This is a genomic window from Alkalibacterium indicireducens, from assembly GCF_039522005.1.
Classification (GTDB): Bacteria; Bacillota; Bacilli; order Lactobacillales; family Carnobacteriaceae_A; genus Alkalibacterium; species Alkalibacterium indicireducens.
In genome coordinates, this window is sequence record NZ_BAAADA010000040.1 from 1 (window position 1) to 10589 (window position 10589).

Genomic DNA, 10589 nt, shown 5'->3' on the forward strand with positions numbered 1-10589 from the left:
AAAACCAATCAATTGTATGCTCATTTAAGAGCTATTCCCCCAATTATTCCTTGGAGTTTCCTAGTTCACTCTGAATACCTAAGATTATGCTTTGAAATAATCTGATCAAGGTAAATTAATATCTCCAGCATCATGGCTTTCTGTTGTTCTAGACTTAATTTCTCCACTATAAACCGTCCTTAGCTACTCTTCTGCGACAAAAATCTCTCTAGGTTTAAATGTTCTAATTACTCTGTTGTCTCTCATTACTCTATAGATTGTTACAATTGACGGCAGATAATGATTGGCATTAATTTTTATTTTCTCCTTGGATGATAGCAAAGTGTACACCTGATTGAATTCTTTAGGGTCCTTTTTTCTTAAACCTTTATCAATTTTCAAGCAGTCAAACTTGTTTTTGTTTATTTGTGACTGAATAAATGCAGTGTATTCGTAATTAGTAAAGCGGTCAAATGCATTTAATAAGTTAATCATGTCTGCAATATGTTTAATTCTCTGTTCAGGAACTTTATATACTTGCTGTGTCCAAGATCCTTCAGAAGCAAGTCGGAAAGCGCACATGACTGTATTGTCATAGTAAATATCGCCTTTAGTTGTTAAAAACAGGTACAAGGGATAATCTGTAATTTTTGCTTCGTTGAACCAGTCTGGCATCTTGAAATCATTATTGTAGTAATTTCTCATAAACAGAGAATTTGAAGCAAACATGCCCTGCAAGCCAATAACTTGTTCAGTTTTTAAATAACAATTTGTTTCATGCGCAGATTGTGTACCTAAAATACGTGTTCCCTGTTCGTTTACGCTTTTTCCTGCGTGCAGGTAAGCACTCACCTCAGGATGCAACTCCATAAAATCAAACTGCTTTTGTAGTTTAGTAGGATCAGTCCAGTAGTCATCACCATCACAATATGCAATGTACTTTCCTTGAGCTCGAGTATAATTGAAAGTATAGTGGACTTCTTTTCCTTGGGTATACTGGTTTTCTGTCTGATAAATTGGCTTAATTTTATCTGGATATGTTTGCTTATATTTTTCAATAATAGCTGTTGAATGATCTGAAGAAGCATCGTCATTAATCAGTATCTCGTAGTCAAAATCAGTCTGCTGCTTGAGAATGCTGTCCAATGTCTGTTTGATGTATTTTTCCTGATTATATGTGGTAACACTGACACTAACTTTAATAGTCATAATAACTCTTCCTTTCTAGAGCGGTTCATTTATTTAACAATCATTGCTTTTAAATTTTTTTTGTAGTGAGATAAATGTCTATGGGTAAAGCCGTATAGACTGCTTATTATAGCGAGGGTATAAACTTGTCTTTTTTTAATGACTGCTTTAAGAACTTTATCAATGAGGTTAGCTGAAGGAAATAGTTCACTTCTACTTACCGTGTATGGATCATGTAAAATTAAATAAAGGTGCTGACATTTTTCAGCAAAAGTAATATCATTGCTGTGCTCGAACAGTAGCGAGCACGTTGCTCTTATAGCACGTAGGTGAAGTATTCCTACAATTTGAGCGATTCCCTCCGGCTCCATACCCCAATCTTCAAATATTTCTTTACGAGAGCGAATTGCCCCTAAAAGAAATGTGAAATGATTGTCTTGTAGACTGTTAACTAAAGATTTTCTACTCCGAAATTTGTAATGGTAGAAACAGTCATCAATAATGGTCATCGTATTGATAACTTTGTAGACTTTTTCGTTAAATTCGATATCTTCTAGAAAGTAAATGTCTTCATTAAAAAAAATACTGTGCTTCTTCAATAACTCCAACTTATATAGTTTATTGGTTGCATATCCCATTAGGTTCAAGAAAGTGTCATCCACTGTTAATTTTTTAAAATTCTCTCTTGCCCAGTTACTTCTATCTATTTTCCAATATTCAGTCTCGGAAACACCTTCATCCTCTGCTATTGTTTCTGCATACATCCCAAACATAAGTATGTCTGGACTACACTCATCGAGAATCTCTTTTGTAAAACTTAACAGGTAGCTATCTACTTCATCATCGCTATCGACAAAACAGACATATTCTCCAGTCGCTGCTTTCAACCCTGTATTTCTTGCTGCCGATAAACCTTTATTTCTCTGATTAATCACTTTAATTCTACTGTCTTTGAGTGCGTATTTTTCTACTATTTGCATTGAATTATCCGGCGTACCGTCGTTTACTATAATCAACTCAAAATCCTTATAATCTTGCGCTAAAATGCTTACTATAGCCTTTTCCACATAATCTTCAACCTTGTAAACTGGCATGATAACACTGAATGTATTCATGGAAATCTCCTTTCCTATGATTCTGGCCCTTTTTAATAAGCATTTTCTGATTTAAACACGACAATCATTGTTTTAATCAAAATTTTGAGATCGTTTTTTACTGACATTGTTTTTATATAGGCCAAATCAAGTTCAATCATTTGCTCAAAAGATAGACCGCTGCGTCCGCTTACTTGCCATAAACCAGTTATACCAGGCTTTACTTTTAATCTTAGCTTGTCATGTTCAGTGTAATTTTGGAGTTCCCTATACAGACAAGGTCTGGGTCCAATCAAGCTCATATCCCCTCTTAAAACATTGTAAAACTGAGGAAGCTCATCCAGACTGTAGTTTCTTAATACCCTTCCGATTGGAGTAACTCTTGGATCTTCCTTGATTTTAAACATTGCCCCATCTGCTTCGTTTTTGTCTAGAAGCAACTGAAGCTTATCTTCTGCATCCGGACACATCGAGCGGAATTTATACATATTGAATTTTTTCCCATCGATTCCAATTCTTTCTTGCACGAAAATGACTGAGCTTGAGAAGTCAGTTAATTTTATGCAGGCTGTAATGAGAAGTAATATGGGCAACAATATAATTAATGCGAGTAGTGAAAAAAACACATCAATTGTTCGTTTAATTAGCTGGAATAGAACAGTTTGTCTTTTATCAATGGGCAAAGCTTGTGCAACTTTATTGATTCGATAGATAAACATGATACGCCCTCCTAATGGTTCGTATATTTATTGATAAACGTCTATAAACATTTAGTCGTAGTAATTACATGAACAATAATGAGAGACATAGAAATTGATGTATAAATAAATTGTGAGTAATGATTAATGAATTTAATTGGTGAGGGTTGGAGTAGTTTTGAGGATGATAATACAGATTTTGGAGTGTACAACTTAAAGTAGGGGTGAAATAATATTTACAATTTTCTCAGACTATATTTACTTCCTAATATTCTGAAAATCATTGCTCTGAAATAATTAAATTCAGCGGCTTTAATAGAAAAGACGACTAGAAGAAATGCCATAAATATATTTGCGACTATAAGGTTCAAAAAGAGTTCGATCCAATTAGAAATGCCGAGCTGTAAAGTGACATTATAAAGCAGGAATCCGGACAAAGCAGTTATTAGAAAATAGTAACAGTATTTTCTGATGTATATTAAGATGGTTTCTTTGAAATAATGTTTAAATAAAATATGAGGTTCATAGAAAAGATAGGTTAGTATAGTTGCAGTCGTAGTTCCTAACAAGACACCTATTATTCCTAATCGAGTAACCAGCAGGAGGGAAACGACTAAATTTATTCCGGCATCCATAAAAGCTATATAGCGAAAATGATAGAATAATCCTAATGCTCTAGTGTAAACTGAAAGAGTTCTTCTCATCCCCATTAAATAAATATTTAAAACGAATACTAGTACTATAGGCGTTGATAAAATGTACTCCTGTCCAATCCATAAGCTAATAAAAGGATTTAAGAATATAAATAAATTGATGCAAACAACACTATAAATCACAAAATTCAAATAATTTATTTTGTTGAAAACTTCTAGGGATTTCTCTTTGCTCTCCAGACTGACTAAATTACCTACGCTCGCAGTTATGGGATTAAATATTTGAGTAATCAGTGCCTCCAATACTGCAACAATCATTATATAATTTGAATACAAGCCTACCCAGACCAGACCGATAAATGATGAAATGACCAGATTATCTGTGCCGTTTACCACTACTGTACCAATACTCATCATAAACATTGAGTAGACATTTTTTTTAATTTCTCTTACTTTAATTTTTGGAATAGGCATTTTAGTTTTATTTTTTATATAAGGGTAAGCTTTATCTGCTTTAAAGGAAATCATTATATTAGCTATAAGCGTGAATACTATTTTAATAACAAGATACAGTACGAAATTCCCAGTCGTCAGTAGAACACCCATCTGAATAAAGACTGTAATGACACCAAATATATTGTCGTAAATTAAATTAACATAATTTTTCTGATCGGCAGTAAATAATGCACGTTTGTAAGCGAAGAAGTAACTAGAAGTTGTACTTATCAAATACAGTAGGTAAATCAAGGTCAAATCCTGAATATTAGGCTGGTCTCTGATGAATAAATCTATAAAAGGAGCGACCATTAAACCTAATACAAAAATAATTGAGCCTATTATAAAGTAAGCTTTAGAATATAATGCTACGAGAGATTCAACCAGTGACTCGTTTTTCTTTGCTAATGGTTCATATAAGCTATATACAATAGCTGTCCCTATCCCCAGTTCAGCGAGCGACAGAATGGATAATATGTTTGTAAATAACCCATTCACACCTAGGTAGACCACTCCAAGCATTTGTATAAAAATTGTTCGGGAAACGAATGCTAAAATTTTCATAAGCATCTGTCCGGATAAACCAATGGCAATGTTTTTTACAACCATATTTGTACGTGAGTTGCCCTGCATGATAATCCCTCTTTTTCATTCACTTTGTTCATAAAGTTTTCTTTCATTTAATGCGTCCCTAGTAGAATCATTTAAGTAAATTAGTTTTTAAGTGTATTGAAGTGTCAACAATATCAAAATCATTGTCTTTGACAGTGTGATAGGACTTTAATCTACTTGCTTGACTACTCGCCTTATTCTCTTCGATAAAATTCACCCAATCAGATACTCTATGAATACTGAGAAATTCTGTCATTTCGTTAACTTTGGCTTGTCTGGTAATTGAATCTGACAATAGACATTTAGCTCCTGAACACTGAGCCTCTATACCCACTATAGGGTTTCCTTCAAATAATGAGGGCAAAAGAAAGATGTCGATTCCCGAGTAAAAGCTGGCCGTGTCTCCTATGGTCCCTATCAGCTTTACTTTTTCTGAGAGCCTGTAATCTATTATTCTATCTTTCAAATTGGACAGCAGCTCTCCGTCTCCAGCTATGAGTAGTGTGAAAGATACGTTTTTCTGATTGAGTTCTCGAGCAACTTCCAGTAAGAATATTTGATTTTTCTGATTATTTAATCGTCCAATATTACCTAATACAAAGTCATTTTCGGACAAATTGTAGTCCTGCCTAAAAGAAGTCCTTTTTACTGAATCAAACCGAAAGTAGTCTGTATCTATACCGTTATTCAGAAGCAACACTTTGCTGTGCGCTCTTTTCGTAAACAACCATTTTCCCGCCAGATCAGAGCATGCCCAGTAGTCTGTAGCGAACCTTTGAAAGGCCAGCTTTCCGACAATATGCGATAACTGCTTTGCTGCTCTTAATCTAACTTGACCAAGAGCCGAATTATGAGAATGAGCAATTATTTTTTTCACGCCACAGTCTCTGGCCAGTTTGGAATAGACTAGGGAGACTCCGTTATAGATATTCAGGTGTAAGACGTCAAATTTCTCAGCCTTAAGGACTTCTTCAAATACTTTCAGACTTTTAACCGTTCGAGTAATTTCTGAATCCTTACCTTCCGAGAATAATTCGATAATAGGAATGCCAATATTTTCAAGTCTTGAATCATACAATTGACTGAGTTTTCGAGTAGTAATAATACTCACCAGAATATCATCTAAATCCATCTTTTCAAAATTGGACACCAAGTAAGATTCTATGCCACCTGATAACCACCTATCGGTAAAAACTCCAATTTTTTTCATCTTATCCACGCTCACTCTCTGTAACAAGAGACAGATAGAGGGATTCCAGATTGTCTGCAATAATGTCAATGCTGTAATCTGTAAAATCACCGTTTAATTGTCTGTCCCTTTTTTCTTTTAACTCCAGAATTTTCTTTGTCCAATTGTCTTCTCCTTCTTTTAAAGGAAGGATAGCACATTGATCACTCAAGCAGGCTTCTTTAGGAACAGTCTTAGATAGGATAACAGGCAGTCCCGATGCTTGAGCTTCGATTGCTGAGATGCCAAAGCCTTCATATTTTGAAGGGAAAGCGAAGACATCCATAGCGCTATAATATCGGTGGACATCAGCTCTATTCCCTAAAAAAAGAACGGATTCTCTGATTCCTAATCGCTCTGCCAAGTTTGTCAGTTTGTTTAAGTCCTGGCCATCTCCCACTAACAACAGTATTGTATCGGGCTCATACTTCAGAAAACTATGAAGAACTCTAATAAGAAATGCCTGATTTTTCTGAAAACATAGCCGACCCGTATGCCCTATTACCAATTTGTCGACAAGACCTAAGGATACTCTTAGACTTTCTCTATCATCTTTATTGAATGCAAATTTGTTTACATCAATAGCATTATTAATGACTTGTAGCTGCTTTGTTTTTACAATATTTTTACCAAATAACCATTCGCCTGCTGTATTGGTGCATGAGAAATAATGTGAGGGATAAACTTTGGAGAAAGGTCTGAGGGTGTTTTTCACGATATTTTTTGTTGTTTCTCCTGGTGCTGAGGTGCTATGGCTGTGAGCAATTCTTATTGGAATACCGACTTTTTTGGCAGCACTGAGAGGAAATGGACTTAAGGAGTTAATATGGGAGTGTACCACCTTATAATTGTTTTCCAAGAAAATAGTGGTCAGTTCTTTCCTATACTGAATAACGTTTTGATAAGGAGCGATTACAAAGACTCTGCCACCAAGAGATTCAATTTCCTGATATGGGACAATACTGGAATCTTTATCAACAAAGAAATCAAATTGGATTTTTGATTTGTTGATATGGCGATAATAGTTCATCACCATCGCCTCCACCCCTCCACCATGCATCTTTCCTAGAACATGAGCAATCCTTAAGGGTGGATCCGTTGAATTAACAGTCATTTGAATCATCTCCCTTCTACTAGTTGTATCATTTGTCGCTTTGGGTTAACGTTTTTTCTTGTTATTCTTAATGGATTCACTGAGCTTTGTTCCTGCATGTAACATCATTAGAAAGAGGAGAAAACCCATCAGTCCCAGAAATGAAGGCTGTAATGCTCCTCTGTAGATGAAAACAAAAAAGCCAAGTATAAAGGAAAATACAATTTCAATAAAATAAATATTTTGTGAATCCTTGCTGCACGTATGTGTCCTATAATCAATAAACTTTGCTATTTTCCCAAATATCAAAGAGTAAAGCAGTACGCCGATGATTCCAAAGTCAATAAAGCCTTCTGCAACGATTGGAGAAGATAAATTTGTAAAGGATACATTCTGAAAGGTTGCCACTAGCTCTCCTGACGGTAGGCCTTTTACATCCCAAATATCTCTCGGCATAAAGAACAGCAATACACTCCGCAGCTGACTCCCATATTGATAACCAACAACTTCGACATAACGAATGGTTCTGCCTATCATCTGATAAGCATCAAAGTCCAACGAGTTGTAATTATTGATTTCTAAGCTGACACTTCGAGAAAGAATCTGTTCGAGTGTATAAAATTTAAAGGCATACATTAAAGGGAAAATAATGACTATTGAAAAAATCAGCAATATATCAAATCGTTTTCCTTTGAATACTGACATGTCGTAGGCGCTGATTAGGAGACCTAAATAAACAGCGCCTATGAGAAAACGAGATAGAGTAATCGGGTTATTGAGTATAATTGTTATGATTAATAGTATAAGGATAATTAAATTGGTTTGATAAGTTGGTAATACTTTTATTTTCTTTTTCTTAGCCCATAAGAATATAGCTAAACTAAGCGCAGGAGTTGATCGGGTGAGGAAAAAGATTAGGATCCCAAAAGTATTTTCACTGAATTCCAAAGCATCTCTTATGAATAAATTTTCCAATCCACTTATTCCTACAGCAAAGACAAATGAAACAAGCGATGAGAAAAATAAAGTCAGATAGAAGCCTTTACTTTTTGGAATCGGAAGACTTTTATTACCCTTCAAAGTGTATCGTTTACTCTTGAGATTATAACTAGCATAATATCCCACGCACCATATCATAATGAGTACATTAGTAAAGACAATTTCATATTCAGTTAAAAATAAGCTGCGAGGAGCATAACCTGAATTTAACTGATAAAAGGGTATGATAATCAAGAAGATTAAAAAAAAGTACCAATTTATTTTGTTTATTGAAATTGCCAGCTCGCTTTTTAGAATACCAGTGATAACAATAGTAAAATTGATGAAAAAGGTAAAATAGATAGTAACGGACATGGTAGAGAGGTTGTTGTAAAAAGTAAGAACATATAAGAAAAGCGCACCAGCAAGCAGCAGGTTGGGAATTATGATTTTCTTTTGCAACTTCAATTGATTCACTGGTCTCCTCCTATCTCAAGGCAGCAATCAGGTTATTCTTATTTGAATGAAGGCCGTACTTAGTGATTTATTCTTCGCTGGCATAATAGTAATTATAGCGATCATTTGATGGATCAACCCGGTTCATAACGGCTCCCAGGATATTAGACTTAACCGTTTCAAGAGCTTCTTTAGCACTGATTACCTCATCTGCTTTTACTTGTCCTTTGGGGATAACAAGGATGACTCCATCAGTTTCTGAAGCTAGCACTCGAGAATCAGTTACTGCTAACACAGGAGGTGTGTCAAATATTATTAAGTCGTAAGAAGATTTCATTTCATCCAGCAGCTCCGCCATTCGATTGGATCCGAGTAATTCAGCCGGATTAGGTGGAATTGCCCCACTGGTCATAAAGGATAAACCTTTAATAGATGTCTGGTGTACCATGCTCTCCAATTTGGCGTGTCTATTTGTAAGCAAGGATGTTAAGCCGGAATGATTTCTAACCTTAAATATTTTGTGAACTTTAGGTTTTCTAAGGTCAGCATCAACTATCAATACTTTCTTATCTTCCGAAGCAATGGTAGCAGCCAAATTAACACTGATGGTGGACTTCCCTGAAGAAGGTGTAGCAGAAGTTACAACTAAGGTCCGCAGTTCTTTATCTACTAATGAAAATTTAAGGTTCATTCGAATGGTCCTAAATTGTTCAGATATTACAGATTTAGGTTCTTCACTTACTATCAGTCTTGGAGCATCAGACTCTTTTAGAGTTTTATTTGATTTGGTAAGCATGTTAGTATTCCTCCATTCAAAAGCTTAAACTTTTGTACGTGCGCTGACTGAATCCGGTAATCGCTCTGGAACAACTTGCTGGTTTTTATCTGAGATTTTTTCTGGTAACATTTCAGAAACACAGCCTAGGTTGATTAAACCCAAGTGTTCAGTAATGAAACTTTCATCTTTAACAGTAGTATCTTTGAATTCAATGAATATAGCCAATGACGTGGCTAAAACGCCTCCTAATACGAAACCAATTAATAAATTAAGCGTGTGATTTGGACTCACGGGATTTGGATTAACACTAGCTTGAGAAAAAATTGTGACGTTATCCAAACTCATGATATCTTCAAGCTTTTCCTGAAAAATCTCTGCTGTTTTATTTGCAATAATTGCTGCATTATTCGGGTTTGGGTTGATGATCTGAATTGAAAATACTTGGGAATTATTTTCACTGGTAACATTTAACTGATTTAATAACTGCTGACTGGTAATTGGCAAGTTAAGCTCTTCTGTCACCTCATCCAGTATAGCCGGGCTCATCAGCAAATCTTTATAGGTATTGATTAATTGCACATTTGTTTCAATATCTGTTCTTTGAATGACTTCTGTATCTTGAGAGCGATTAACGACAAGCTGAGTCGTTGAGCTGTATTGTGGTGTAGACACGTAAAAGCTGTAACCCGCTAATAATAACATGCCTGTCAAAATCCCTAACATGATTAGCCCTAAACGTTTTTTAACTATGCCTATCAGTTCCAATAGGCTCATTTCTTCATCCATTTTAATTCCTCCTTTAACTGGATTGAACTCATGACCGACTAAAATTTAAATATTTAGATCGATATCATGCAAGTAGTGTCTATTTTTTATTGTCGATAGCTTAGAATTTTTATAAGTATTTGAAGTAAAATGTAACTAAATAGCTGTATGCAATAAAAACACCGCCTTTAGAAATCATCGAATTTAATCTACAGGGACATGTTCTATAAAGTAAATAGACAATAATGTAGAATAAAAGTATGGAAAGATAACTGGATATGAATGAAATTTCTGATAAGTGAAAAATTTTGGGAGGTATAGTATAAGGGTAAGGTTGAAGTAATAAGAGTGCTGAAGGAGTGTAAAACAGTAATTATAGAGGTGTTTTAGCTGAAATAAGAGTGTGAAATAAAATTAGCAAGTACGCTGATTGAAATGAGATAAGTAAATATAGTATTCTCGAGAAGAAATTACAGAAGATATCTCACATAATAATGCATGAGGGAACTGTCAAATTTTTTATGAAAACTAAAAATTAAAGGTGGTGAAGGCCCACTGACTATACCAATCGG

The 10589-nt window shown here is 35.0% G+C and carries 9 protein-coding genes; all 9 read right to left on the reverse strand.

The window, feature by feature from the left end; all coding sequences use genetic code 11:
* Nucleotides 1-183: 183 nt before the first annotated feature.
* The 9 genes from ABFX15_RS02645 to ABFX15_RS02685 all read right to left on the reverse strand — a co-directional run bounded on the left by ABFX15_RS02645 (nucleotide 184) and on the right by ABFX15_RS02685 (nucleotide 10038).
* On the reverse strand, nucleotides 184-1188 hold the full coding sequence (locus ABFX15_RS02645; RefSeq protein WP_346023973.1) for a glycosyltransferase family 2 protein: 1005 nt from the start codon (nucleotides 1186-1188) through the stop codon (nucleotides 184-186).
* Between the two features lie 29 nt (nucleotides 1189-1217).
* The gene (locus ABFX15_RS02650; RefSeq protein ID WP_346023974.1) at nucleotides 1218-2282 is read right to left on the reverse strand and encodes a glycosyltransferase family 2 protein; all 1065 of its coding nucleotides are present in this window, start codon (nucleotides 2280-2282) and stop codon (nucleotides 1218-1220) included.
* A 32-nt stretch (nucleotides 2283-2314) separates the two neighbouring features.
* Nucleotides 2315-2980 carry a sugar transferase gene (locus ABFX15_RS02655; RefSeq protein WP_346023975.1) on the reverse strand — a complete coding sequence of 222 codons (666 nt, stop codon included), beginning with the start codon at nucleotides 2978-2980 and terminating at the stop codon, nucleotides 2315-2317.
* Between the two features lie 215 nt (nucleotides 2981-3195).
* Nucleotides 3196-4740, reverse strand: a complete 1545-nt coding sequence (locus ABFX15_RS02660) for a lipopolysaccharide biosynthesis protein (RefSeq protein WP_346023976.1) — start codon at nucleotides 4738-4740, stop codon at nucleotides 3196-3198.
* A 67-nt stretch (nucleotides 4741-4807) separates the two neighbouring features.
* On the reverse strand, nucleotides 4808-5851 hold the full coding sequence (locus tag ABFX15_RS02665; protein WP_487046870.1) for a glycosyltransferase: 1044 nt from the start codon (nucleotides 5849-5851) through the stop codon (nucleotides 4808-4810).
* Between the two features lie 79 nt (nucleotides 5852-5930).
* Nucleotides 5931-7061, reverse strand: a complete 1131-nt coding sequence (locus tag ABFX15_RS02670) for a glycosyltransferase family 1 protein (RefSeq protein WP_346023977.1) — start codon at nucleotides 7059-7061, stop codon at nucleotides 5931-5933.
* A gap of 45 nt (nucleotides 7062-7106) precedes the next feature.
* Entirely contained in the window at nucleotides 7107-8495 is a 1389-nt protein-coding gene (locus ABFX15_RS02675; RefSeq protein WP_346023978.1) for an O-antigen polymerase, read from the reverse strand.
* 67 nt (nucleotides 8496-8562) lie between these two features.
* Nucleotides 8563-9270 carry a CpsD/CapB family tyrosine-protein kinase gene (locus ABFX15_RS02680; RefSeq protein WP_346023979.1) on the reverse strand — a complete coding sequence of 236 codons (708 nt, stop codon included), beginning with the start codon at nucleotides 9268-9270 and terminating at the stop codon, nucleotides 8563-8565.
* A gap of 24 nt (nucleotides 9271-9294) precedes the next feature.
* Nucleotides 9295-10038, reverse strand: a complete 744-nt coding sequence (locus tag ABFX15_RS02685) for a YveK family protein (protein WP_346023980.1) — start codon at nucleotides 10036-10038, stop codon at nucleotides 9295-9297.
* Between the last annotated feature and the right edge of the window lie 551 nt (nucleotides 10039-10589).

What these genes read in the sequence shown, in the direction of transcription:
- ABFX15_RS02645 (WP_346023973.1), bottom strand. Translation starts at nt 1,188, where the DNA reads ATGACTATTAAAGTTAGTGTCAGTGTTACCACATATAATCAGGAAAAA.
- ABFX15_RS02650 (WP_346023974.1), bottom strand. Translation starts at nt 2,282, where the DNA reads ATGAATACATTCAGTGTTATCATGCCAGTTTACAAGGTTGAAGATTAT.
- ABFX15_RS02655 (WP_346023975.1), bottom strand. Translation starts at nt 2,980, where the DNA reads ATGTTTATCTATCGAATCAATAAAGTTGCACAAGCTTTGCCCATTGAT.
- ABFX15_RS02660 (WP_346023976.1), bottom strand. Translation starts at nt 4,740, where the DNA reads ATGCAGGGCAACTCACGTACAAATATGGTTGTAAAAAACATTGCCATT.
- ABFX15_RS02665 (WP_487046870.1), bottom strand. Translation starts at nt 5,851, where the DNA reads ATGGATTTAGATGATATTCTGGTGAGTATTATTACTACTCGAAAACTC.
- ABFX15_RS02670 (WP_346023977.1), bottom strand. Translation starts at nt 7,061, where the DNA reads ATGACTGTTAATTCAACGGATCCACCCTTAAGGATTGCTCATGTTCTA.
- ABFX15_RS02680 (WP_346023979.1), bottom strand. Translation starts at nt 9,270, where the DNA reads ATGCTTACCAAATCAAATAAAACTCTAAAAGAGTCTGATGCTCCAAGA.
- ABFX15_RS02685 (WP_346023980.1), bottom strand. Translation starts at nt 10,038, where the DNA reads ATGGATGAAGAAATGAGCCTATTGGAACTGATAGGCATAGTTAAAAAA.